Origin of the sequence: Ensifer oleiphilus, assembly GCF_013371465.1 — a bacterium.
GTDB classification, from domain to species: domain Bacteria; phylum Pseudomonadota; class Alphaproteobacteria; order Rhizobiales; family Rhizobiaceae; genus Ensifer; species Ensifer oleiphilus.
In genome coordinates, this window is record NZ_JABWDU010000004.1 from 349256 (window position 1) to 373067 (window position 23812).

Consider the following 23812-nt stretch of genomic DNA (forward strand, 5'->3'; position numbering starts at 1 on the left):
GGGAGGACGTGTCATGTACGAGACCCACTATCACCGGGCGTCCTCCATCCAGGATGCGGTCAAGCTCCGGCAGGCGGCAGGCGAGGGCAAGTATCTCTCCGGCGGGATGACGCTGATACCGACGATGAAGCAGCGGCTTGCCGCACCGAGCGACCTCGTCGACGTCAGGCAAGTCCCCGAAATGAAGGGCATCAGTGTTTCCGGGAGAACCGTAAGGATCGGCGCGGCGACCACGCATTTCGACGTGGCGTCCTCGAGCGAGCTTGCGGCCCTCTGTCCGGCGATCTCAGGGCTTGCCAGCCACATCGGTGACCCGCATGTGCGCCATATGGGGACGATCGGCGGCTCGATCGCCAACAACGATCCGGCAGCCGACTACCCCTCGGCGATGCTGGCGCTCGATGCAACCATTATCACCGACCGGCGGGAGATTGCCGCCGGTGATTTCTTCACCGGACTTTTCGAGACCGCGCTGGAGGATGGCGAGCTGGTGACGGCTGTCACCTTCGAGGCTCCGGCAAAGGCCGGTTACCAGAAGTTCGCCAACCCGGCCTCGCGCTATGCGATGACCGGCGTCTTCGTGGTTCGACGGGACAATGGCGATGTTCGCGTCGCGGTGACGGGAGCCGGTTCGAATGGCGTCTTCCGGCACGAGGGCATAGAGGCGGCGCTTTCCGCGCAGTGGTCGCCGGACGCGCTTGCCAATGTGACTGTCGATCCGTCCGATCTGCTGTCCGATATTCACGCCGATGCCACCTATCGCGCCAATTTGGTGAAGGTGATGGCAAAACGCGCGGTGGCGGCGGCACGAGCGGATTGAACACGTTGTGATGCGACAAAAAGGGCGGTTTCGGCCGTCCTTTTTTCGTCCAAGCTTGACTTCGATCAAGCTTGGAGGGAATTACATACGCTAAGGCTTTCTTTGGAACGGTTCAAAACTAGAGGCCTTTTGCCGCAGGCGGCGGGCGCATCGCATTGCGGGGTTGACCCCTGGTCGCTTTGAATAAAAAAAGCGGCAGGGCACTGGAGAAGATGATGGACTTCGAGAATTTCTTTAAAACCGAACTGGACGGGCTGCATCAGGAAGGTCGCTACCGGGTTTTCGCAGATATCGCTCGCAGTCGCGGCAACTTCCCCAAGGCCGCGCGCCACACGGCTGAAGGCATTCAGGAAGTCACCGTCTGGTGTTCCAACGACTACCTCGGCATGGGCCAGCATGCTGTCGTTACCGAGGCGATGAAGCGCGCCATCGACGAATGCGGCGCTGGTGCCGGCGGCACCCGCAACATTTCCGGCACCAACCACTACCATGTGCTGCTCGAGCGCGAGCTCGCAGATCTGCATGGCAAGGAATCGGCGCTTCTGTTCACCTCGGGTTACGTTTCCAACTGGGCAGCGCTCGGAACGCTCTGTTCGAAGATTCCCGGTGTCATCGTCTTCTCAGACGCCGGGAATCACGCTTCGATGATCGAGGGGATCCGTCATTCCAAGTGCGAACGCGTCATCTTCAAACACAATTCGGTAGCAGACCTCGAAGCCAAGCTGGCTGCAGCCGATCCGCGCGCGCCAAAAATCATCGCGTTTGAATCCGTCTATTCGATGGATGGCGACATTGCCCCGATCAAGGAATTCTGCGATCTCGCCGACAAATACGGCGCGATGACCTATCTCGACGAAGTGCACGCCGTCGGCATGTACGGCCCGCGCGGCGGCGGCATTGCCGAGCGCGAAGGTTTGATGCATCGCCTGACTGTCATCGAAGGCACGCTGGGCAAGGCTTTCGGCGTCATGGGTGGCTACATCACCGGTTCGACGGCGCTTTGCGATTTCATCCGCTCGTTTGCATCCGGCTTCATCTTCACCACGGCGCTGCCGCCGACGCTTGCGGCCGGTGCGCTTGCCTCCATCCGTCACTTGAAGGAAAGCCAGGTCGAACGCTTCGCCCATCAGGAGCGCGTGCGCCGGTTGCGCTCGATGCTCGATCAGCGCGGCATTCCGCATATGCCGAATCCGAGCCACATCGTGCCGGTCATGGTCGGCGATGCCGCCAAGTGCAAGTGGATCTCCGACCTGCTGCTCGACCATTTCGGTGTCTATGTGCAGCCGATCAACTATCCGACGGTGCCGAAGAAGACCGAGCGCCTGCGCATTACGCCGACGCCGCTGCATTCGGATGCTGACATCGACCATCTGGTCGGCGCGCTGCATTCGCTGTGGTCGCGCTGTGCGCTGGCACGGGCTGTCGCGTAACGTTCGGCTTATATTTTCAGAACGCTGCCCCTCTCCTCGGGTTAAACCCGAGGACTAACCCTCTCCCCGCTTGCGGGGCGAGGGGACGAGGACGACGGCGGAGGGCTCCGCGTCTTTCGGACGCAGAAGTGCTGTCTCGGCCTGATGTTGGGGAGCCAAGGCCGAGAACGTCAGCAATTGATCGGAGCGGGTGCAGCAACGTCGCTTCGCCCCGCCTGAGGGGAGAAGGTGCCGGCAGGCGGATGAGGGGCACACACTCCACGCGATGGCGAAGTGCCCGATCAAACCAATTACTGAAGCAGCCCGGCAGCCAGTTGCCGGGCTTTTTCGTCGGCGGCGAAAACGTCGTCCATGGTGACGGCGGCCGGCAGATCCGACAACTTGTCCATCACCTCTTCGACGATTTCAGCCATGGTCAGAAATCCGGTCTGACCGGCGATAAAGGCTTCGAGCGCCGTTTCCTTGGCGCCGTTCAAGACGGCACCTTGCACGCCGCCCTGTTCCATGGCGCGCCGCGCCAGCCGGATCGCCGGGAAACGCACTTCATCGGGCGCTTCGAAATCCAGCCGCGACAGCTTGGCGAAGTCGAGCCTTTCGATCGGCAGGTCGCAGCGGCTGGGATAGGCAAGCGCATAGCCGATGGCGGTGCGCATGTCGGGGCAGCCGAGCTGCGCCAGCACCGAGCCGTCGGTGTAGCCGACCATCGAGTGGATGACCGACTGCGGATGCACGATCACCTCGATCTGCTCGGGCTTCAGCCCGAACAGATGCTTGGCCTCGATCATCTCCAACGCCTTGTTGAACATCGAGGCGCTGTCGATCGAGATTTTCAGACCCATCGACCAGTTGGGATGGGCACGGGCAACATCGGCGGTGACGTGGCGCATCTCTTCGAGCGACTTTGTGCGGAACGGCCCGCCCGAGGCTGTGAGAATGATACGTTCGACTGCTTGGCGCTGGTGCTCCTCCAGCACCTGGAAGATGGCGTTGTGTTCGCTATCGACAGGCAGCAACCGGCCGCCGCCCTTTTTCACCGCTTCGATGAACAGGCCGCCGGCGGAGACCAGGCATTCCTTGTTGGCAAGCGCGATGTCGGCGCCGCGGCGTGCGGCGGCGAGCGTCGGGGCAAGCCCGGCATTGCCGACGATGGCCGCCATCACCCAACCGGCATCGCGCTCAGCCGCCTCGATCAGGCCGCTCCGGCCGGACGCGGCCGCGATGCCTGTGCCGGCGAGCGCTGCCTTCAGGCTGGTGTAGTGGCTGTCGTCGGCGGTGACGGCAAGCTCGGCGCCGTGAGCGATCGCTTGGCGCGCCAGAAGCGGAACGTTGCCGTTGCCGGTGAGGGCGACGATCTCGAACGCTTCGCGACCGCCCAGGTGTTTGACGACATCGAGCGTGTTCGTGCCGATGGAGCCGGTCGAGCCCAGGATCGTCAGTCGGCGCTTCGCGTGTTCGCGGGATGCCATGCCAATTCCCATATTCTTGTGCGCTCTTCCAACGTTCCAGCGGAGGCGCAGCGCCCGGTAAGGCGTCTCGCGCTCGCTCCGACGGAGGGAAGTCGCGTTTTGATTTTGCCGAAAACCGATGCCGATCTTCACTGTATGCGCTAGGCTCTACAGGCGAAATCGACGTGCAACAAGGGCGCGGTCTTCAATCCGACGTGTGAACGGGCTAAGAATCGGGTCACGAGTCGAAGCACCAAGGAGTTCCCGATGCTGAAAGTCGCCACCGCCCTTTCCTGCGCCTGCGTGCTGATCGAAATGGCCTCGATGCAGACGGTCGCTGCCGAAAACGTGCCGCAGGCGCTTGTCGGCACCTGGCTTGCCGAGGATATCGCTGGCCGCGGCGTCATCGACAATCTCCAGTCGACATTGGAAATCCGCGACGACGGCACCTATGGCGGCATGGCCGGCTGCAACCACTTTACCGGAACCTTCAGCCTTTCCGGGGCCAAGATCACCTTCGGACCGGCCGCCTCGACCCGCAAGATGTGCGTGCCGGCGGTGATGGACCAGGAACAGAAATTTCTGGCGGCGCTGCGCACGGAGCTTTCCTGGGATGTCGAAGGCTCGAAGCTGATGCTGGGCAAATCGGCCGGTGCGCCGGCGCTGACGCTTGCGTCCATGGCGGCAGGTGGATCGGGTAGCGTCGATATCGCAATTTCCGTTCCTGGTGCCGAAACGGTCGATCGTCAGCAGGTGCGCTATGACTGCGGCGGCAAGACGGTCGACGCCGAATACATCAATGCCGGCCCGGTCTCGCTGGCAACCTTCACCATCGACGGCAATTTCACCGTTGCTTCCAACGTGATTGCCGCATCGGGTGCCAAATATGTCGGCGGCCAATACATCTGGTGGACGAAGGGCGATGAGGTGACGTTCTACGATGCCACCAAGGGCGACAACGATGCCGGGATCGTCTGCAAGGTGGCGAGCTGACATCCGCATCGTGTCGGTAAAGGTTGCGGCGGACTGTCATAGTGCCTGACGGCGGCCGTTGTTGCTGCCGGCAGGTCTTTGGTTTGAGCCTGCTCAGACGCCTCATTTTGCGCCCGGCCCTCTTTCCCATCTGCCGCGCGATCTAAATAAGTGATTGCCGACATTGGAACTTTTCGGCTCACCTCGTCGTTACAACTCCGACGACTTCGCGTCGCCTTACAAAGGGAGTTTGTCTATGGGGCTTCTCATCAGCATTTTGATCACGTTCCTGGTTATCGTGCTCGTGCTTTATCTGGTCCAGCGCCTGCCGCTCGACGGCCGCGCAAAGCAGATCGTGCAGGCGATCGTGCTCGTCATCGGCATCATCTCGCTGCTGAAGTACTTGGCCGTCTTCTGACGCTGCCACGCACGTCAATCGGCTGGAACGATTTGACAAGGCCGCCGGCTCCATCCCAGGAGCGGCGGCTTTTTCGTGCTCGGCTCCGAACGATGCTGACAGAAACTGGCAGGGATACCCACTAGCCTGCGATCATCTGATAATGGAGATGATCGACGATGCTGAGCCCGAACCTCATCCTGCTTTACGTGGACGATCCTCAAGAGAGCGCCGCTTTCTACACGCGGCTGCTTCGCTGTGAGCCGGTTGCGGCCTTTCCGAACTATGTCGCCTACGCGTTGGAAGGCGGACTTACCTTCAGTCTGTGGTCAACCCGTGCTGCCAACTTCGTATCCTCCGGCTCCGGCCACCGGATGGAGATCGCCTTCATGGTCAAGGACGACCTCGAAGTCGAACGTATCTACACCGAATGGCGCAAGGCCGGTGTGCCGATCGAGCAGGAGCTGATGACCGCCGTGTTCGGGCGCACATTCGTTGCGCTTGATCCTGACGGTCACCGCCTGCGGGTCTGCACCCCGGATAAATGACGGCGCAGATCCGCGCTGGTTACACCTGCACGAAGTGTTCCGCCGAAACCTGCCGGTACGCGCGTGCAGCCACGACGTAGTCGGGCGCGCGCATCGGGCTCTTGATCTCGTCGCTTGAGACATTGCGCCGGGCGTGGCGCCGGGTCGGGTCGGCAATCGGCACGGCGGCCATCAGCTTGCGGGTATAGGGATGCTGCGGGTTCTCGAAGATGTCGGCGCGCGGGCCGATCTCGACGATCTCTCCGAGATACATCACCGCGACCCGGTGGCTGACGCGCTCGACCACGGCCATGTCGTGCGAGATGAACAGATAGGCAAGGCCAAGGCTCGCCTGCAGGTCGAGCAACAGGTTGATGACCTGCGCCTTGATCGAGACGTCGAGCGCCGAAACAGACTCGTCGGCGACGATGACCTTCGGATCGAGCGCCAGAGCCCTTGCAATGCAGACGCGTTGGCGCTGGCCGCCGGAGAACTCGTGCGGATAGCGCGCCGCCATGTCGGCCTGCAGGCCGACGCGCTCCAGAAGCTCGGCGACCTTGTCGCGGGCCTGGTTGGCGGTGCCGAGCTTGTGCTCAAGATAGGGTTCGGCAATCGCTGCCCCCACGGTCATGCGCGGGTTGAGGCTGGCGAAGGGATCCTGGAAGATCATCTGCATGGTCCGGCGCATCTCGCGCAGTTCCTTGCGGTCCATGGCGAGCACATCCCGGCCGTTCAGAACGACCGATCCGCTCTGCGGCTCGATCAGCCGCATGATGGCGCGGCCGGTGGTCGACTTGCCGCAGCCGGATTCGCCGACAAGCGACAGCGTCTCGCCGGGCTGCAGGCTGAAGGAGACGTTCTCGATGGCGTGCACGCGGCCCTGCAGCCTGCCGAGCAGGCCGGCATGGATGTCGAAACGCTTGACGAGGTTCTTGACCTCCAGGATCGGGCGGCTCTCGGCGACCGTGCTTGCGCCTTCGACCGGTGTATCCGGCAGGCCGGTGGTGCTGTCGATGATCGGAAAGCGCAGCGGCTGTGGCTTGCCCTTCATCGAGCCGAGCATCGGCACGGCCGAAAGCAGCGCACGGGTATAGGGATGTTTTGCGCGCAGGAAGATGTCTTCCGTCTGGCCGGTCTCAACCGCCTCGCCGCGGAACATCACCACGGTGCGGTCGGCGATTTCGGCGACCACGCCCATGTCGTGGGTGATGAACAGGACGGAGGTTCCTTCCTCCTCCTGCAGCACCTTGATCAGGTCGAGGATCTGTCCCTGGATCGTCACGTCGAGCGCCGTCGTCGGCTCGTCGGCGATCAGGAGCTTCGGCCGGCTGGCGAGCGCCATGGCGATCATGACGCGCTGGCGCATGCCGCCGGAGAAGCGGTGCGGGTATTCGTCGAAACGGGAGGCTGCCGAGGGGATGCGGACCTTGTCGAGCAGGCGAATGGTTTCGGCCTTGGCCTCCGCCTTGCTCATCGGCCGATGGCAAAGCAAAGCCTCGGAGATCTGGTCGCCGATGGTGAACAGCGGATTGAGGCTGGTCATCGGTTCCTGGAAGATCATCGCCACGTCGTTGCCGCGCACGCGGCGCATGTCGCTTTCCGGCAGGTCGAGGATATTGCGGCCGCCGAGCATGATGCGCCCCTCCGTCCGACTCATGTCCTTCTGCAAGAGGCGCATGATCGACAGCGACGTCACGCTCTTGCCAGAGCCGGATTCACCGACGATCGCCACCGTCTCCCCCGGCATGACCGAGAAGGAAATGTCCCGCACTACCGGTTTCCAGGCGCCGTCGATCAGAAACGAGGTCGTCAGGTTCTCGACCGAAAGCACGGGGTCCTTCGACGGATTGGTGGCAGCGTCGGTGCGGGTCATGTCGTCCATTCCTTGTCGTTCGGCACGGGGGCTACGGGTCGATCTCAGTCGGGCCAGCGCAACAGGCTGGCGAAGCGGCGGGCGTTGCGCTCGTGGAGCGGTGTCGCGATGATCTCGTTGGAGCTGCGCGCCTTCGTCAGTTCCTCGGAAAGCCGGTTCGCCACGATGGTTTCCTGGCCGGGATGCAGGTTGCAGGGGTCGAGATAGAAGTAATTGTGCTCGACCTCGTGGTCGCGCACGATGATCGGCGGGGTCCCGCACGCCAGCGCATCGGCGAGATCCCACGCGGTGATGTGCGCTTCTTCAGGATCGATGGTGACGCGCAGCCGGTCGAGCGGGTTGCCGGTCGGATCGGCCTCGATCACCGGCTTGATGCCGGGACGGCCATCGAGGGTGTCACGCCACAGGTTCAGATAGCCGGCCTCGCGGTCGCGGATGCCCTGGTGGTCGCGGGTTTCCCAGGCGATGAGGGCGGCCATGACGCCGAGCATGCTTTCCTTGCCGACCTTCATGCCGCGGCCGATGCCGAGGTTCTGGAGGAAGGCGTTGCGCACCAGCGTCTTTTCCCCGGCGACGATGCCCGAGGTCGGTCCACCCAGGAACTTGTGGCCGGAATAAAGAACGATATCCGCACCCTGCTCGAGGAAGAGCTTGAGGTCGTATTCGGAAGCGGCATCGACGATAACGGGAACGCCCTTGGCGTGGCAGGCCTCGGCGAACTCCTTGAGGCCAACGAGGCCATACTGCACCACATGGTGAGAGATGACATAGATGGCGGCCGCCGTGCGCTCGTTGATGGCGCCTTCGATATGATAGCGATAGGCCGACGTCGCCTGGCCGACGAGCACCGGCTTGCCGCCGGCAATGCGGATCGCCTGGTCAACCGGCGCGCCGTAGCTGACGACATGGCCCATCTGGATGATGACTTCGTTCTTCAGCCCCGTGGCGTCGGGCAGGCGCTCGATCGCGGCAAGATCGTTGCCGGTCATCGTGCCGGCAACCGCAAGGCTGATGCCGGCCGAGCAGGAGGCGGTGACGAAGCCCGCCTCCGCACCCGTCAGGCGGGCGATCACCGGGCTGATCCTGCGCTGCAGGTCGTTGATCTCGACGAATTGCGGCAGTATGCCTGTCATCGCGGCGATCGCTTCCGGGACCACGATCGATGCGCCGAGGCCCGTCATCGTGCCGGATACATTGATAACGGGGCGAAGTCCGAGAGCTTCGCGGATGTCGCGGTCAGGCATGGTGGTCTCCATATGATTTTCTGGTCGTCGAAAGCGGTAAGCTATTCCGTTTTCTCGGAATATCTACCATAGTAATGAGATATGAGCTGGCCTTTTCGGATCGACGAACGGGCCGTTGTCGCGGGTGAGACGGAAAGCGGCTGCTGCCCGCCCATCTGTTGCGAATTTCGAATTGCACGGGAGCAGACCCTTGGACAAGACGACGATTGCCGCCGAGCCCGGCGAAGACATGGAGCCGACCGGCAAGACCCGCCGCTCGCGCGTGAGCGGCATGGACCGGGCACTGCAGGTGCTCGATTTCCTCTACGAGACCGGCTCGCCGAGCGGCGTCTACGCCATTGCCAAGGCGGTCGGCGCGCCGCTGTCGACGGCCTATGTCATCGTCGACGACATGGTCGAAAAGAACCTGCTCAGCCGCGACGCCGACGGCCAGGTCTGGCTTGGAGACCGGCTCTACCACTACGGCCTTGCCTATGCGCGTTCGCTCGATTTCCTCGGCGTCGCAACGCGGGAGATGCACGACCTCGGTCGCGAAGTTGCCGAAACCATCCAGCTCTGCGGTCGCGACGGCGACTATATGCAGGTGCTCGCGATGGCCGACGGCCCCGGTCATTTCCAGGTGACATCCAGGGTCGGTACCCGCGTGCCGCTCAACTGGACGGCATCCGGGCGACTGCTGGTGGGACATCTGCCCTCCGACGAACGGCTGGAACTGTTCCGCCGCTGCGCCCGCACGTCGCCGACCGGTCGGGCCGACGTCGATCCGGCGGCCCTGTCGGCCCAGGCGGAGGCGGCGCTTAACGCCAAGCTTTCGATCCAGGCCGGCGAGTCCGACTATGCGGTTGCCTGCGTTGCCGCCCCGATCCTCGACGACAAGGGCGCTTGCGTCGCGACCATCTCCATCGTTCTGCCGGAACAGAAGATCCTCGACGATCGCAACTTCTACGCCGATCACGTCAGGGTTTCCGCCGAGCGGATCGAGAAGATGATGGGCTGGCGCAGCCATTGATCCGACCTTCCTCTGACCGTCAGTCGTGAAGCGAGACGATCGCTTCGATCTCGACGGTGATGTTGCCGGGGAGCGATCCGAAACCGACGGCCGAGCGGGCATGCTGGCCCGCTTCGCCGAAGACGTCGATCATCAGGTCCGAGCAACCGTTGATCACCTGCGGATGATCGGCGAAATCCGGCACGGCGTTGACCATGCCGAGGAGCTTGACGATGCGCTTGACGCGGCCGAGATCGCCGAGCGCATCATGCATCACTGCAAGCAGGTTGATGCCCGTCAGCCGTGCGTGCTCATAGGCGCTTTCGACATCGACATCGGCGCCGACCTTGCCGGCATGCAGATGGCCGTCGACTTCGCGTGGTCCCTGTCCGGAGAGGTACAGAATGTTGCCCTCCTGGACGTGGGTGACGAAGTTGGCGATCGGCGGCGGTGCCGGCGGCAGGTCGATGCCGAGGGCTGCAAGCCTCTGGTAGGGCAAAGCCGGCACACGGCCCTTGGTCTTATGGTCCAAACTGTTCACGCGATATCCTGCCAGTTTCTATGTTCTGTGATGGTTCATCGGTAGCTGTAGCCGTGGCTGTGGTCGGGGCACTCCACATGCGGCGGCTGGTAACGGTTTGCGGCCACGACGTCGGTTCCCATGACGGCGTAGCGCGGCTCGAAGAGCCGGTTGAGGTGGGCTTCGGCGCCGAGCGAATCGAAGACCCGGAGTTCGGAATCGACGAGATCGAAGAGGGTGAATTCGGCGCGGGCGCCGACGGCGAGCAGATTGTCCATCGTCAGGCGAATGACCGAGGCAGGCGCCTGGGTCACGGCCTCGACGACCTTTTCGAACGGCATGCCGACACTCAGCAGTTTCGACATGGTGGTGCCGAGGTCCCAGACCGACTGGTTCATGCTGCGCAGGTGCACGTCGGTGGAGATCGAGAAGGGCAGCAGGCCGCGGGCGATTGCGACTTCGGCAACGCGGAACGAGAACGATGCGCCGCCATGGCCGATGTCGAGCCGGATGCCTTCGCCGGCACAGCGCTCGGCGAGCTCGAACAGGTCTTCGTCCTCGATGATGCTCGATCCGGCCTTGCCGTTGAAGCAATGGGTGACGATGTCGCCGGGGCCGAGGATTTCGAGCACCTCGTCATAGAGCGCCGGCGGCTCGCCGACATGCACCATCATCGGGATCTTCAGGATCTTGGCGATCTTTTTGCCGAGCTTGACCGGGGTCACGCCCCAGGAGCCGGTGATGACATGGCTGGCACGCACTTTCAGGCCGACGATATGCTCGCGGTTTTCCTGGTAGCAGGCGATGATCCGGTCGATGTCGATCGAACGGATGTCGCTCAGTTCACTGACGCGGTTGCAGGCGACGAGGCCGATGGAGCCGAGATTGAGGAAGGCCTTGATGCGCTCGCGCGCCGGCTCGATGATGTATTCGCGAAAGCCATGGAAATTGGCTTCGCCGGCCGAGCCGGCGTCGACGATGGTGGTGACGCCGCGCTCCATGCCGCAGAGCTGTGGGCGGACCGAGATGTCGGTGCCGCCGTGCCAAACATGGGCGTGCAGGTCGATCCAGCCGGGCGAGATCCAGCCGCCCTTGCCGTCGATGCGCTCGCCACCGTCAGGTGCAGCCAGCCCATTGCCGATGGCGGCAATGGTGCCGTCGGTGCCGACGAGGATATCGACGGCTTCGGAGGGCGCCGCCATGCCGAAGGCGACGGGCTTCACGTTGCTGATCAGCACGGGGCTGGTGCTACGGGTTGCGGTGGGCATGGATCACAAGTCCTTTCTGAGGCGGGGATCGAGCATGTCGCGCAATCCGTCGCCAACCATCTGCAGGGACAGGACCGAGAGCACGATGGCGATGCCGGGAAACAGCGTCACCCAATCGGCCTGTCCGATGTATTGCCGGCCCGAGGCGATCATCGTGCCCCAGGTCGGGATTTCAGGGCTGACGCCGACGCCGAGGAAGGAAAGCCCGGCTTCGGCGAGCATCGCATGGGCAAACAGGAATGTACCCTGCACCAGGATCGGCGAGAGCAGGTTGCGCAGCACATGCCGTGTCATGATATGCGGCGTCGAGATGCCGAGCGCGCGGGCGGCCTCGACATAGGGCAGCTCGCGGATCACCAGCGTCGAGGCACGCACCACGCGCGCCAGCCGTGGCGCATAGACGACGCTGAGCGCGATGATCACCGTCGTCAGCGAGGGGCCGAGGGCGGCGACGAGCGCGATCGCCAGCAGGATATCGGGAAAGGCCATCATCGCGTCGATCAGCCGGGCGATCGGCGCGTCGAGCTTCGGGAAGAAACCGGCGAGCAGCCCCATGACGACGCCGACGAGGGTAGCAAGCGTGACGACGGCGGCACCGACCAGCAGCGACAGCCGGCCGGCATAGAGCGTGCGCGAAAACACGTCGCGTCCGAATTCGTCGGTGCCGAAGAACCATTGCAGGCTCGGCGGTGACAGACGGTTGACGATCGACAGCTTGCCCGGCGCATAGGGCGCGATCAGCGGCGCGAACACCGCGAGCAGCACGAAGGTGACGATGACGAACAGACCGAAGGCGACGGTCTTGCGCTTGAGCAGGCGGCGCAGGAACTTGGCGCGTTCGCTGACGACTGGGGTTGATACGGTGGCGGTCATCAGTAGCGAACCCTTGGATCAACGAGGAGATAGAACATGTCGATCGCGAAATTGATCAGCACGTAGAGCGCGGCGATCACCAGGAGCGCGCCCTGGATCACCGGGTAGTCGCGCCGGAGCACGGCCGAGACGACGAGGTTGCCGACGCCCGGCAGGCCGAAGACGGTTTCGGTGACGACGGCGCCGGAGATCAGCACCGCGGCGGTGAGCCCGATGATCGTCAGGATCGGGATAAGCGCGTTCTTCAGGGCGTGTTTCATCACCACGCGGCGCTCGCCCAGCCCCTTGGCGCGGGCGGTGCGGATGAAGTCGTCGCCGAGCACGTCGAGCATCGAGGCGCGGGTGAAGCGCAGGATCAGCGCAGAGGAGACAACCCCAAGCGCAATCGCCGGCAGGGTCAGATGGTACATGCGCTCAAGGAAGGTGGAGCCCGGACCGCCGTAGCCGGAGACCGGAAACCAGCCGAGGCGCACGGCGAGAAATTGAATGAGGATCAGGCCGAGCCAGAAGCTCGGAATGCTGGCGGCAAGCATGGCCAGCGTGGTGGCCGCCTGGTCGACGAAGGAGCCACGCCGGTAGGCCGCGTATATGCCGATCGGCAGCGCAATGCCGCTGGCGATCAGGATCGAAAACAGGGTCAGGAAGAAGGTCGGCTCGGCCCGCTCGGCAAGCGCCGATGTGACCGGCTGGTTGAGAAAGATCGACTGGCCGAGATCGCCCTGAAGCAACTGCCCGATGTAATAGACATATTGCAGGCCCAGCGACTGGTCGAGGCCAAGCTTGGTGCGCAATTCGGCGATGTCTTGCTGCGTCGCCTCGGGTCCGAGCATGACGGCTGCGGGATCGCCGGGCGTCACGCGTACGATGACGAAGACAATGGTGACGACAAGCGCCATGACCACGATCATGCCGAACAGGCGCTGGAGGATATAGCGTATCATGGGTGCCTCGAACTTCTTCCGCACGGGCGCCGATGAAACGGCGCCTGGCTATCCGGCGGGCAGCGATCCCTCAAGGGGAGACCGCCCGCCGGAGGCTTCAAGTGGGTGAAAGCTTACTTTTTGATCGAAGCGTTCCAGAAGTAGGGCCATGGGGCCGGCGAGACGCCGTCAAGCGTCTTTGTCTTGGCCGACAGGGCGTTGAAATCGCCGATCTTGATGAACGGGACTTCCTCGTAGATCACCTTCTGCACGTCGGCCCAGAGCGTCACGCGCTTGCCGGCATCCGATTCGGCGTTGAAGGCATCGACGGCCTTGGCGCGGGCCGGCGTATCCCAGTTGCCCGGCGCCTTGGTCGACATCATGCCGATCAGGGCAGGTTCAGGCAGGAACGGGCTGTGGGTGATATAGATATCCCAGAGCGTCGGGTCGGCGCGGCGCTGGGTGAGCGTCGCCCAATCCACCACCTGCAGGTCGACGGTGAAGCCGGCCAGCTTCAGATATTCGGCCGCGACCTGCGCCATCTTGTAGTGGAACTCGTATTGGCGGCTCGTCAGGATGCGCAGCGGCTCGCCTTTGTAGCCGGCGGCCTTCAACAGTTCGCCTGCCTTTTCCGGATCGGCGACATTGTAGCCGCCTTCCGTGCCGGCTTCGGTGCGCCAGACATATTGAGCGGGGTAAAGAGCGGCATCGAGCGCGTAGAAGTCGGTGCTGCCGAAGGCGGCCGCCATCATGTCTTCCATGCTGAGTGCCGTGCGAATCGCCTTGCGCAGCTCCAGGTTCTTGGTCATGCCGTTGCCGGAGTTCAGGACGAAGACCGGCCAGCCGAAGGGTTGCAGCATGACAGGTTCGGAGGCCGACGAGCCCTTGACCCGCTCGAAGGATTCGACCGGGATGGAATCGACATAGTCGTACTGGCCGGAGACGGCGGCCTCGACGCGGGTGTTTGGATCTGGAACCGGCACGAAGCGAATCTCGTCGGCATATTGATGACGCGCGCCGCCGTAGCCGTTGCTTTCGCCTTCGGGCGAGACGTAACCAGCGTAGCGCTCAAGCTGGATGTACTGGTCGGCCTTGCGCTCCTTGAGCTTGTAGGGACCGGTGCCGACGAAATCAACCATCGGCTCGGCCTGCTTTTCGGAGGGCAGCACGATTGCGGCGGAGTTGTTGAAGGCGAGCAGCGAGACCAGCGGCGCATAGGGTGTGTTGAGCGAGATCTTGACCATGGTCGCATCGATCGCTTCGATGCCGGCGATCGTCGTTGCCGTCTGCTTGCCGCGCGAGGCCGTCTTCATCCAGCGCTCGAGCGAAGCGACGACGTCGGTCGCGTCCATGTCGGTGCCGTCATGGAACTTGACGCCGGAGCGTAGCTTGATGGTGTAGGTTTTGCCGTCGGCGCTGATTTCCGGCATGGCCGCGGCCAGAAGCGGCGTCGGCTTCCAATCCTTGTCGAAGGTGTAGAGCGTCTCGAATATGTGCTGCGAGACGATGCCGACGAGGTCGGCCGTCGAGGCCATCGGGTCGAGTGTCGGCGGCTCGCCGACAGTGGCGACGTTGATGACGCTGCCCTTTTCCTGCGCGAAGGCAAATGAGGTGGAGGCGACCAGCGCCGTTCCCAGAAGCAGTGCAATCCTTGCTGATGATTTCATCCTACGTTCCTCTCTTCTTGTTATTGCATAATTATGTACTAAGATACTTTATATTGGAATGATAAGATCAGGCTTACGGAGATGTCAAGCGCTGGAGAAAAGCCGCGGTTCAGACCGCAGTTGTTGGGAGGAAGAAGCCGGAGAAGAGAAAATTGACTTGGGGAGCGGACGCATCGTGAGGCTGCGTGTCATTCAGTCTGACGGAGCAGCCTGCTCGACGTCCCTGCGCAGTGACCTATGTCGTCACGCGCTCTGAAAAATGCTTGTCATTCCAAATGGGTCCCGCCGCCTTGAAGGCGACGGGTCGGGATGGATGGCCGTTAGCGATAGGGCGAATAACAGGCCCGCCGCGCACCGTAATAGGGCTGGAAGGTATTGTCCCACGCCCGATACGAGCGGTAGCGACTTTGGCACCAACTCACATGCGAGTTGCCGCCGTAATACCGTCTTGGCTGGGCGTTCATCAGTCCGCCGATGATGGCGCCGGCGGCAAGGCCACCGATGATCGCGCCGACCCGGTCGTCATGATCGTCATCCCAGTCCCGGTGACGATAATATCGCCGGTCGCCACGCCATCTGTAGTCATTGCCGCCGCGATACCAGCGGCGATTGTAGTATTGCACGGTTTCGACGTCCGAGATGCTTGCCTTCATGGGTATGACCGACGGGAATGCCTGTGCCGGGGCTACGCTGGAGAAGGCCGATGCCAGCGAAAGCGCAACAATTGCCAGCTTTCTCATGGGCTTCACCATTTCCTTTCACTGGGGAAATGGATGAACGCGCGTTTTGTGCCGCGGCGACGGCCGAAGCTCACGGCAACGTGAACGGGTTTGTATTAGTGGCTACTCGCCGACTTCTTCCAGCTTCTGCGCGAAGATGCCGAAGCCGGCACGGCGATAGGTGTCCTGCGCCTTGGCGTGATCCCACTCGTCCGTGTGCAGCCAGATGCGCTGGGGCGCACGATCCCAGACGGCGCGCAGTGCTGCATCAAGAAGATACGGCCCGAGCCTTCTGCCCTGCATGTCGGGGATCAGGCCGAAATGAGTGAGTTCGATATCGGAACTCTCAACACGGTCGAATTCGCAAAGCCCGACGGCACGACCGTCGACCCGCAGGGTGTAAACCGCAGTCGATGGGCTGCGTAAAAAGGCGTCGAGTGTATCGGCAGACATACGCAACCGTTGATCCCAACGAAGCGGTTCGCCGACGGCGCGATAGAGCGAAAGGAATGGCTCTGCCTCCAATCGCTGAAGCGCAAACGCTGCGTTCTCGACGGGCGAGGGCAGCGGCTCGCCGGTCGGTCGAGTGCGCATTTCCATGTAGGTGACGAGCAATTGAACCATGATCGTTCGCATCGATGCCGGATTGGCGCCAGACCCAACTGGGCGGCCCGTGGTGTGTTGAGGTATGACAAGAAGAATGGTGATCCCGACGCGATTCGAACGCGTGACCCCCAGATTAGGAATCTGGTGCTCTATCCTGCTGAGCTACGGGACCACTTGGATAGCACCCATACAAAAGCAAGGCCTGTTCGCCAAGTGTTTTTGCACGATGTCTTTACGAAAGAGGGCTTGGCGCTTGGATGCTGAGCATCCAGGAGCGGTCGGATGTTGCCGGTCCGACACGGCTCCGTCCTCTACCGAGGCGTGCCGAAATCGGGGGCTGGCGTTTCCCGTCTTTCGAATGCTAAGCAGTCATTAGCGCCGGCTTGAGGAGGCAGGCGCTGCTTCATTCGACCTTCACCCAGAGACCTATCCAGACATGTTCATCGGAATTGATTGGGGCGGCACGAAAATGGAAGTCATCGCGCTCGACCGCGATGGCGAGACGCGCGCGCGCCACCGTGTCGCCACGCCGACGAGTGGCTATGACGACTGCATTCGCGCTGTTCTCGACCTCGTCGCCGCCGCCGAACAGACGGCTGGCGAACAGGGCTCGATCGGCATCGGCATTCCCGGCAGCCCCAATCCGCGCACCGGCATCGTGCGCAACTCCAACGCCGTGCTGATCAACGGCAAACCGCTCGGGCGCGACCTCGAGCAGGCGCTCGGCCGCAAGGTGCGCCTCGCCAACGACGCCAATTGCCTGGCGGTGTCGGAGGCGGTCGACGGTGCCGGCAAGGATGCGCAGACAGTCTTTGGCGTGATCGTCGGCACCGGCCACGGCGGCGGGCTGGCGATCGGCAAGAAGGTGCACGCCGGCTACCAGGGCGTTGCCGCCGAAATCGGCCACTATCCGCTTCCATGGATGACGAAGGACGAATATCCCGGTCACAAATGCTGGTGCGGCAAACACGGCTGTCTCGACATGTATGCCTGCGGCACCGGGGTCGAACTCGACTATCGCCTGACCACGGGCGTCGAAATGCGTGGGCGCGATATCATCGAGGCGAAGCGCGCCGGCGATCCGGTAGCAACGGGCGTCTACGATCGCTTCGTCGACAGGTTGGCGCGCAGCCTTGCGCTTCTGACCAATATCGTCGATCCCGATGTCTTCGTGCTCGGCGGGGGCATGTCGAATGTCGACGAGATCTATGAGGACGTGCCGCCACTGGTGGTCGACTACCTCTTTGGCGACAGTTTCGAAACGCCTGTTCGCAAGGCGCTGCACGGAGATAGCTCCGGCGTGCGCGGTGCGGCCTGGCTCTGGAAGGATTGAGCGGAGGCTTCATGAACATCGACAAGGATCTCAAGCGCATCGGCGAGCAGGAGCGGGAGCTGCAATTCGACAGTTTCGATCTGGAAGCCGCGTGGCAGCTTGGCTCGACGCTGCGCCGCATGGCGGCCGAGCGCAAGCTCGGGGTCGTCATCGACATCACGCTGTTTTCCATGCAGGTGTTCTATGCCGCGCTTGAAGGTGCAACGCCCGACAATCCGAATTGGGTACGCCGCAAGCGCAACACCGTCTTCCGCCTGTTCAAGAGCAGCTATTCGACCGGCCTCGGGCTGTTGAAGCAGCAGACCAACCTGCAGGCAAAGCTCGGTCTTCCCGATGCCGAATATGCCGCCCATGGCGGCAGCTTCCCGATCGTCGTCAAGGGCACGGGCTGCATCGGTGCGGTGACCGTGTCCGGCTTGCCGCAGCGCGAGGACCACAACATGGTGGTCGAGGCGCTGGCCGAGTTGCTCGGCAAGAACCATGACGACCTGAAGCTTGAGGGCTGAACCGTTGCCGCAGGACATTTTCTCGCAATCCGCCACCCTGTCGACATGGCTGGCCGAAAAAGCCCTGCCGCTCTGGCGCGAAAAGGGCGTCGATGCGACGGGCGGCGGCTTCGTCGAAACCATCGACATGGCAGGCGAGCCGACGCGCGCCAACCGTCGCGCCCGGGTGCAGCCGCGCCAGGTCTATTGCTTCGCCGAGGCCGGCAGGCGTGGATGGGGCGGCGACTGGAAGAGTGCCGCCGAGGGCGGGCTTGCCTATTTCGATCGTGTCTATCTGCAGCCGACAGGCTTTTACGGCGCGCTCGCGGATGCAGACGGTCACTTGATCGATGCCTCCTTCGATCTCTACAATCAGGCTTTCGCGCTATTGGCCTTCGCGTACCTTGCCGAGGTCTTCCCGGATCGAAAGCCCGAGATGATCGAGCGCAGCAATGGTCTGCGCCAACGTCTCGAAACCCATTGCAAGCATCCGCTCATCGGCTTCGAGGAGGATGATCCGTCGCGGCTGCCGCTCTGCTCCAACCCGCACATGCATCTGTTCGAAGCGTGCCTTGCCAGCGAAGAGGTGGAAGGCTTCGATCAGGTTGCCTGGTCCAACCTCGCCGACGAGATCGCGCATCTGGCGATGGATCATTTCATCGACGGCGATACCGGCGCGCTCAGGGAGTTTTTCGACCACGATTGGGCGCCTTATCCGGGCGACAAGGGTCGTATCGTCGAGCCGGGCCACCTGTTCGAGTGGGCCTGGCTGCTTCTGCGCTGGGCAGAGCGACGCGGGAGTGCCGAAGCCATTGTCAAGGCTCGGCGGCTGTTTGCCATCGGCGAGGCGCACGGCATCTGCCCGACTCGGAATGTCGCGGTCATGACCCTGCTCGACGATTTCTCGGTCGCCGACCCGATCGCCCGGCTCTGGCCGCAGACCGAATGGCTGAAAGCGTCGGTTCGCTTCGCGGCGCTGACCGACGGGGCGGAGCGCGAGCGCTACCTCGCTTCGGCGGCCCGGGCAGCGGCGGCACTCGGCTTCTTCCTGGAGACGCCGGTTGCGGGCCTGTGGCGCGACAAGCAGAAGCCGGACGGCATTTTCGTCGAAGAGCCGGCACCGGCGAGCAGTTTCTACCACATCCTTTGCGCCATCTATGAAGCCGAGGACTGCCTCGCTCGCCTCTGAGCTTTTTCTCTGATGGTATGCCCATGGCTCGTCGCACGCGCGGCGGGCCGTTTTCTTTTTGCTCCCTGTTCATCCGAAAAGCCGAATCGTCTTTCTGCCGCGCCTGTGCGCAGACTGAAACGGTGCACAGATGGGCGCTGAAGCCAGGCTCATCGAGGCAAAATAAGTCCTTTCATATGTTGACATAAAGATATCTTTATGTGATTGACTCGGCTATTGTTTGTCGTTTTCAGAACGGGAGATTTCCCATGTCCGCCATCGACGCCCTTTTCGGCGACCTTTCCTCCAAGCCGGATGGCTCCGAAGTCATGCGGGCGCTGAAGCAGGCGGCCAGCGAGCGCATCCTGATCATGGACGGCGCCATGGGCACGGAAATCCAGCAACTGGGTTTCGTCGAGGATCATTTTCGAGGCGATCGCTTCGGCAGTTGCGCCTGTCACCAGCAGGGCAACAACGACCTTTTGACGCTGACGCAGCCGAAGGCGATCGAGGACATCCACTATTCCTACGCCATCGCCGGCGCCGATATTCTGGAAACGAACACGTTTTCCTCGACCCGTATCGCCCAGGCGGACTACGGCATGGAAGATATGGTCTACGACCTCAACCGCGACGGCGCCCGGCTGGCGCGGCGTGCGGCAAAACGCGCCGAAGCGCATGACGGTCGTCGACGCTTCGTCGCCGGCGCGCTTGGCCCGACGAACAGGACCGCGTCGATTTCGCCCGATGTCAACAATCCCGGTTACCGGGCGGTCAGCTTCGACGATCTGAGACTTGCCTATGCCGAACAGATCCGCGGTCTGATCGACGGCGGCGCCGATATCATCCTCATCGAGACGATCTTCGACACGCTGAACGCCAAGGCGGCGATCTTCGCCACCAAGGAAGTGTTCGCCGAGAAAGGCATCGAACTGCCGGTGATGATCTCCGGCACGATCACCGATCTTTCCGGCCGCACGCTCTCCGGCCAGACGCCGACGGCATTCTGGTATTCCGTGCGCCATGCCGAGCCGTTCACCATCGGTCTCAACTGTGCGCTCGGCGCCAACGCCATGCGCGCGCATATCGACGAGCTTTCCAGTGTCGCCGATGCCTTCATCTGCGCCTATCCGAATGCCGGGCTGCCGAACGAATTCGGTCAATATGACGAAACGCCGGATCAGATGGCGGCCCAGGTCGAGGCCTTTGCCCGCGATGGTCTGCTGAACATCGTCGGCGGCTGCTGCGGCTCGACGCCGGCCCATATCAGTGCGATTGCCAAGGCGGTTGCCAAGCATCCGCCGCGCCGCATCCCCGATGTCGCGCCGCTGATGCGGCTTTCTGGGTTGGAGCCCTTCACGCTGACGTCGGATATTCCCTTCGTCAATGTCGGCGAACGCACGAACGTCACCGGCTCGGCCAAGTTCCGCAAGCTGATCACCGCCGGCGATTATTCGGCAGCGCTCGATGTCGCCCGGGACCAGGTCGCCAACGGCGCCCAGATCATCGACATCAACATGGACGAGGGCCTGATCGATTCGAAGCAGGCGATGATCGAGTTCCTCAATCTCATCGCCTCCGAACCGGATATCGCCCGCGTTCCTGTCATGATCGACTCCTCGAAGTGGGAGGTGATCGAGGCCGGCCTGAAATGCGTCCAGGGCAAGCCGCTGGTCAACTCGATCTCGATGAAGGAAGGCGAGGAGGCGTTTTTGCACCACGCCAGGCTTTGCCGCGCCTATGGCGCTGCCGTCGTCATCATGGCGTTCGACGAGGTCGGCCAGGCCGATACCAAGGCGCGCAAGGTCGAGATCTGCACCCGCGCCTACAAGCTACTGACCGAACAGGCGGGTTTCCCGCCCGAAGACATCATCTTCGACCCGAACATCTTTGCTGTCGCAACCGGGATCGAGGAGCACAACAACTACGGCGTCGATTTCATCGAGGCGACCCGCGAGATCATCGCGACGCTGCCGCATGTGCACATTTCCGGCGGCGTCTCCAACCTCTCCTTCTCCTTCCGCGGCAACGAGCCGGTGCGCGAGGCGATGCACGCCGTGTTCCTCTACCACGCCATCCAGGCGGGCATGGACATGGGCATCGTCAATGCCGGCCAGCTTGCCGTCTATGACGGCATCGATGCCGAGTTGCGTGAGGCCTGCGAGGACGTGGTCCTGAACCGGCGCGCCGATTCGACCGAGCGCATGCTTGAAATTGCCGAGCGCTATCGCGGCCAGGGCGGCGCCCAGGCCAAGGAGAAGGATCTCTCCTGGCGCGAATGGGCGGTGGAAAAGCGGCTCGAACACGCGCTGGTCAACGGCATCACCGAATACATCGAGGCGGATACAGAGGAGGCCAGGCTTTCGAGCGCAAGGCCGCTGCATGTGATCGAAGGTCCGCTGATGGCCGGCATGAACGTCGTCGGCGACCTGTTCGGCTCGGGCAAGATGTTCCTGCCGCAGGTGGTGAAGTCCGCACGCGTGATGAAGCAGGCGGTTGCCGTTCTGCTGCCGCACATGGAAGCCGAGCGGCTGGCAGCTGGCGGCGAAGGCGAGCGCCAGAGCGCCGGCAAGATCCTGATGGCGACGGTCAAGGGCGACGTGCACGACATCGGCAAGAACATCGTCGGCGTCGTGCTGGCCTGCAACAACTACGAGATCATCGACCTTGGCGTCATGGTGCCGTCGGCCAAGATCCTGCAGGTGGCCAAGGAGCAGAACGTCGATATCATCGGCCTTTCCGGCCTGATCACGCCGTCGCTCGACGAGATGGTGCACGTCGCCGCGGAACTCGAGCGCGAAGGTTTTGACATTCCGTTGCTGATCGGCGGTGCCACGACGAGCCGGGTGCATACGGCGGTCAAGATCAATCCGCGCTACGATCGCGGCCAGACGGTCTATGTCACCGACGCGAGCCGCGCGGTCGGCGTCGTCTCCAGTCTGCTGTCGCCCGAGGCGAAAGACTCTTATGTCGCGACGATCCAGGCTGAGTACCGCAAGGTTGCCGATGCCCATGCCCGCAACGAGGCGGAAAAGCGCCGCCTGCCGCTGTCGCAGGCCCGCGCCAATGCCCACAAAGTGGATTGGAGCGGCTACCAGGCGAAAGCGCCCTCGTTCCTCGGAACACGGGTGTTTCAGGGCTGGGAACTGGAGGAACTGGCGCGCTACATCGACTGGACGCCGTTCTTCCAGACCTGGGAGCTGAAGGGCGTCTATCCCAAGATCCTCGACGACGAGAAGCAGGGACAGGCCGCCCGTCAGTTGTTCGACGATGCGCAGGCGATGCTTGCCAAGATCATCGACGAGAAATGGTTCGCGCCGAAGGCGGTTGTCGGCTTCTGGCCGGCCGGAACCGTTGGCGACGACATCCGGCTGTTTGCCGACGAAGCGCGCGATGCCGAGCTTGCCACCTTCTTTACGCTGCGCCAGCAGCTGAGCAAGCGCGACGGCCGGCCGAACGTGGCTCTGTCGGATTTCGTGGCCCCCGTCGACAGCAGCAGCCGAGACTATCTCGGCGGCTTCGTCGTGACGGCCGGCATCGAGGAAGTGGCGATCGCCGAGCGCTTCGAGCGCGCCAACGACGACTATTCGTCGATCATGGTCAAGGCACTCGCTGACCGCTTCGCCGAGGCTTTTGCCGAGCGCATGCATGAATATGTGCGCAAGGAGCTCTGGGGCTATGCGGCCGACGAGACCTTCTTACCGCAGGATCTTGTCGGTGAGCCCTATGCCGGCATTCGTCCGGCGCCAGGTTATCCGGCACAGCCCGATCACACCGAAAAGGAAACCCTGTTCCGATTGCTGGAGGCTGAAAAGACCATCGGCGTCACCTTGACCGAGAGCTTTGCGATGTGGCCGGGCTCGTCCGTCTCCGGTCTCTATATCGGCCATCCCGAGGCCTATTATTTCGGTGTCGCCAAGGTCGAGCGCGATCAGGTCGAAGATTACGCGTCGCGCAAGCGCATGCCTGTGCGCGAAGTCGAGCGCTGGCTTTCGCCAATTCTCAATTATGTGCCGATGCCCGAAGCAGAGGCAGCCGAGTAATCTCGGCAATCCAACAATAGCACTGGCGGGCGATCAAGCCTGCCAGTGTCGCTTTTGACGCGCGGTTGTCTGCAAGGCCGGTCCTGCGGCGAAACCCACTTTCCCACTTGCCTCAATACAAGATGAAACTGGATCGGGCGGTCAGGGATGCCGACACTTGCCATTTTTGCCCCCTCTATGCTTCGCTCAGCTGGGCTATAGTTCTGCATTCGTGATTTATCGTTGAAGGCAAAGATATATTTCTTGGCGCGCCTAAAAATAACAGGATGGAAATTCCGAAAGGATTCCAATCGAAACAAGCTTGAACCAACGTTGTTTTTCAGCCGCGCCGTTGCATTTCGAGCGGTTTTCCAAATGAAACATTGAAAATCTCGAAAAAAGAATTATATGGGTGCAATCGAATATTGCTTGCGACCTTTGTCAAAGCGCTGAAAAGCGTAGTCAGATTTCCTCTCAACATCGACAAGGCCCGGCGAATACCCGTCGAGCGAAATCAACGATTGAAAGGAGATCG

Annotated in this window: 20 protein-coding genes and 1 tRNA gene; 10 read left to right on the top strand and 11 right to left on the bottom strand. The window is 62.5% G+C overall.

Annotated elements, in window-relative coordinates:
- The first annotated feature begins 13 nt into the window (after positions 1 to 13).
- Together HT585_RS19245 and hemA are read left to right on the top strand one after the other, a co-directional pair.
- Positions 14 to 820, top strand: a complete 807-nt coding sequence (locus HT585_RS19245) for an FAD binding domain-containing protein (RefSeq protein WP_176354482.1) — start codon at positions 14 to 16, stop codon at positions 818 to 820.
- A gap of 215 nt (positions 821 to 1035) precedes the next feature.
- On the top strand, positions 1036 to 2250 hold the full coding sequence (hemA, locus tag HT585_RS19250) for a 5-aminolevulinate synthase (protein ID WP_176354483.1): 1215 nt from the start codon (positions 1036 to 1038) through the stop codon (positions 2248 to 2250).
- 290 nt (positions 2251 to 2540) lie between these two features.
- Here the strand turns inward: hemA and dxr are convergent, their stop codons facing one another.
- Positions 2541 to 3716 (bottom strand): 1-deoxy-D-xylulose-5-phosphate reductoisomerase, encoded by a 1176-nt coding sequence (dxr, locus tag HT585_RS19255; protein ID WP_176354484.1) that lies wholly within the window; start codon positions 3714 to 3716, stop codon positions 2541 to 2543.
- A gap of 246 nt (positions 3717 to 3962) precedes the next feature.
- On the opposite strand from dxr, the gene HT585_RS19260 reads away from it, so the two are divergent.
- The 3 genes from HT585_RS19260 (at position 3963) to HT585_RS19270 (ending at position 5612) form a co-directional block, all read left to right on the top strand.
- The gene (locus tag HT585_RS19260; protein ID WP_176354485.1) at positions 3963 to 4688 is read left to right on the top strand and encodes an META domain-containing protein; all 726 of its coding nucleotides are present in this window, start codon (positions 3963 to 3965) and stop codon (positions 4686 to 4688) included.
- Positions 4689 to 4923: 235 nt separating this feature from the next.
- A complete protein-coding gene (locus tag HT585_RS19265; protein ID WP_107027568.1) occupies positions 4924 to 5085 on the top strand; it encodes a Thivi_2564 family membrane protein in 162 nt (53 codons plus the stop codon).
- A gap of 158 nt (positions 5086 to 5243) precedes the next feature.
- On the top strand, positions 5244 to 5612 hold the full coding sequence (locus tag HT585_RS19270; RefSeq protein ID WP_176354486.1) for a VOC family protein: 369 nt from the start codon (positions 5244 to 5246) through the stop codon (positions 5610 to 5612).
- Between the two features lie 19 nt (positions 5613 to 5631).
- Here the strand turns inward: HT585_RS19270 and HT585_RS19275 are convergent, their stop codons facing one another.
- A complete protein-coding gene (locus tag HT585_RS19275; protein ID WP_176354487.1) occupies positions 5632 to 7464 on the bottom strand; it encodes an ABC transporter ATP-binding protein in 1833 nt (610 codons plus the stop codon).
- 44 nt (positions 7465 to 7508) lie between these two features.
- Positions 7509 to 8708: an aminotransferase class V-fold PLP-dependent enzyme gene (locus tag HT585_RS19280; RefSeq protein WP_176354488.1), complete on the bottom strand. Its 1200-nt coding sequence runs from the start codon at positions 8706 to 8708 to the stop codon at positions 7509 to 7511.
- A 229-nt stretch (positions 8709 to 8937) separates the two neighbouring features.
- On the opposite strand from HT585_RS19280, the gene HT585_RS19285 reads away from it, so the two are divergent.
- A complete protein-coding gene (locus HT585_RS19285; RefSeq protein ID WP_176354536.1) occupies positions 8938 to 9717 on the top strand; it encodes an IclR family transcriptional regulator in 780 nt (259 codons plus the stop codon).
- Between the two features lie 19 nt (positions 9718 to 9736).
- Here HT585_RS19285 and HT585_RS19290 read toward each other — a convergent pair whose 3' ends face one another.
- The 8 genes from HT585_RS19290 to HT585_RS19325 form a co-directional block, all read right to left on the bottom strand.
- Positions 9737 to 10228, bottom strand: a complete 492-nt coding sequence (locus HT585_RS19290; protein WP_176354537.1) for a RidA family protein — start codon at positions 10226 to 10228, stop codon at positions 9737 to 9739.
- Positions 10229 to 10272: 44 nt separating this feature from the next.
- Entirely contained in the window at positions 10273 to 11484 is a 1212-nt protein-coding gene (locus tag HT585_RS19295) for an amidohydrolase/deacetylase family metallohydrolase (protein WP_176354489.1), read from the bottom strand.
- 3 nt (positions 11485 to 11487) lie between these two features.
- Positions 11488 to 12357, bottom strand: a complete 870-nt coding sequence (locus HT585_RS19300) for an ABC transporter permease (RefSeq protein ID WP_176354490.1) — start codon at positions 12355 to 12357, stop codon at positions 11488 to 11490.
- Positions 12357 to 13298, bottom strand: coding sequence for an ABC transporter permease (locus HT585_RS19305; protein ID WP_176354491.1), 942 nt, complete (start codon positions 13296 to 13298; stop codon positions 12357 to 12359). Before HT585_RS19305 ends, HT585_RS19300 begins: the two co-directional genes overlap by 1 nt.
- A 113-nt stretch (positions 13299 to 13411) precedes the next feature.
- Positions 13412 to 14944 carry an ABC transporter substrate-binding protein gene (locus HT585_RS19310; RefSeq protein ID WP_176354492.1) on the bottom strand — a complete coding sequence of 511 codons (1533 nt, stop codon included), beginning with the start codon at positions 14942 to 14944 and terminating at the stop codon, positions 13412 to 13414.
- A gap of 320 nt (positions 14945 to 15264) precedes the next feature.
- Positions 15265 to 15684 (bottom strand): BA14K family protein, encoded by a 420-nt coding sequence (locus tag HT585_RS19315; protein WP_176354493.1) that lies wholly within the window; start codon positions 15682 to 15684, stop codon positions 15265 to 15267.
- Positions 15685 to 15786: 102 nt separating this feature from the next.
- Positions 15787 to 16287 (bottom strand): GNAT family N-acetyltransferase, encoded by a 501-nt coding sequence (locus tag HT585_RS19320; RefSeq protein WP_176354494.1) that lies wholly within the window; start codon positions 16285 to 16287, stop codon positions 15787 to 15789.
- Between the two features lie 77 nt (positions 16288 to 16364).
- Positions 16365 to 16441 (bottom strand) — tRNA-Arg (locus tag HT585_RS19325).
- Between the two features lie 264 nt (positions 16442 to 16705).
- Here HT585_RS19325 and HT585_RS19330 point away from each other — a divergent pair.
- The 4 genes from HT585_RS19330 to metH all read left to right on the top strand — a co-directional run bounded on the left by HT585_RS19330 (position 16706) and on the right by metH (position 23298).
- Positions 16706 to 17602 (top strand): ROK family protein, encoded by an 897-nt coding sequence (locus HT585_RS19330; RefSeq protein ID WP_176354495.1) that lies wholly within the window; start codon positions 16706 to 16708, stop codon positions 17600 to 17602.
- An 11-nt stretch (positions 17603 to 17613) separates the two neighbouring features.
- Positions 17614 to 18108 carry a heme-degrading domain-containing protein gene (locus HT585_RS19335; RefSeq protein WP_115419098.1) on the top strand — a complete coding sequence of 165 codons (495 nt, stop codon included), beginning with the start codon at positions 17614 to 17616 and terminating at the stop codon, positions 18106 to 18108.
- Between the two features lie 4 nt (positions 18109 to 18112).
- Complete coding sequence (locus HT585_RS19340) at positions 18113 to 19276, top strand: AGE family epimerase/isomerase (RefSeq protein ID WP_176354496.1); 1164 nt, start codon at positions 18113 to 18115, stop codon at positions 19274 to 19276.
- 248 nt (positions 19277 to 19524) lie between these two features.
- Positions 19525 to 23298 (top strand): methionine synthase, encoded by a 3774-nt coding sequence (metH, locus tag HT585_RS19345; RefSeq protein WP_176354497.1) that lies wholly within the window; start codon positions 19525 to 19527, stop codon positions 23296 to 23298.
- Positions 23299 to 23812: the final 514 nt, after the last annotated feature.

Bases quoted from the DNA above. Each gene is read 5' to 3' on its own strand.
- HT585_RS19245 (WP_176354482.1), top strand. From the start codon at position 14: ATGTACGAGACCCACTATCACCGGGCGTCCTCCATCCAGGATGCGGTC.
- hemA (WP_176354483.1), top strand. From the start codon at position 1,036: ATGGACTTCGAGAATTTCTTTAAAACCGAACTGGACGGGCTGCATCAG.
- dxr (WP_176354484.1), bottom strand. From the start codon at position 3,716: ATGGCATCCCGCGAACACGCGAAGCGCCGACTGACGATCCTGGGCTCG.
- HT585_RS19260 (WP_176354485.1), top strand. From the start codon at position 3,963: ATGCTGAAAGTCGCCACCGCCCTTTCCTGCGCCTGCGTGCTGATCGAA.
- HT585_RS19265 (WP_107027568.1), top strand. From the start codon at position 4,924: ATGGGGCTTCTCATCAGCATTTTGATCACGTTCCTGGTTATCGTGCTC.
- HT585_RS19270 (WP_176354486.1), top strand. From the start codon at position 5,244: ATGCTGAGCCCGAACCTCATCCTGCTTTACGTGGACGATCCTCAAGAG.
- HT585_RS19275 (WP_176354487.1), bottom strand. From the start codon at position 7,464: ATGACCCGCACCGACGCTGCCACCAATCCGTCGAAGGACCCCGTGCTT.
- HT585_RS19280 (WP_176354488.1), bottom strand. From the start codon at position 8,708: ATGCCTGACCGCGACATCCGCGAAGCTCTCGGACTTCGCCCCGTTATC.
- HT585_RS19285 (WP_176354536.1), top strand. From the start codon at position 8,938: ATGGAGCCGACCGGCAAGACCCGCCGCTCGCGCGTGAGCGGCATGGAC.
- HT585_RS19295 (WP_176354489.1), bottom strand. From the start codon at position 11,484: ATGCCCACCGCAACCCGTAGCACCAGCCCCGTGCTGATCAGCAACGTG.
- HT585_RS19300 (WP_176354490.1), bottom strand. From the start codon at position 12,357: ATGACCGCCACCGTATCAACCCCAGTCGTCAGCGAACGCGCCAAGTTC.
- HT585_RS19305 (WP_176354491.1), bottom strand. From the start codon at position 13,298: ATGATACGCTATATCCTCCAGCGCCTGTTCGGCATGATCGTGGTCATG.
- HT585_RS19310 (WP_176354492.1), bottom strand. From the start codon at position 14,944: ATGAAATCATCAGCAAGGATTGCACTGCTTCTGGGAACGGCGCTGGTC.
- HT585_RS19315 (WP_176354493.1), bottom strand. From the start codon at position 15,684: ATGAGAAAGCTGGCAATTGTTGCGCTTTCGCTGGCATCGGCCTTCTCC.
- HT585_RS19320 (WP_176354494.1), bottom strand. From the start codon at position 16,287: ATGGTTCAATTGCTCGTCACCTACATGGAAATGCGCACTCGACCGACC.
- HT585_RS19330 (WP_176354495.1), top strand. From the start codon at position 16,706: ATGTTCATCGGAATTGATTGGGGCGGCACGAAAATGGAAGTCATCGCG.
- HT585_RS19335 (WP_115419098.1), top strand. From the start codon at position 17,614: ATGAACATCGACAAGGATCTCAAGCGCATCGGCGAGCAGGAGCGGGAG.
- metH (WP_176354497.1), top strand. From the start codon at position 19,525: ATGTCCGCCATCGACGCCCTTTTCGGCGACCTTTCCTCCAAGCCGGAT.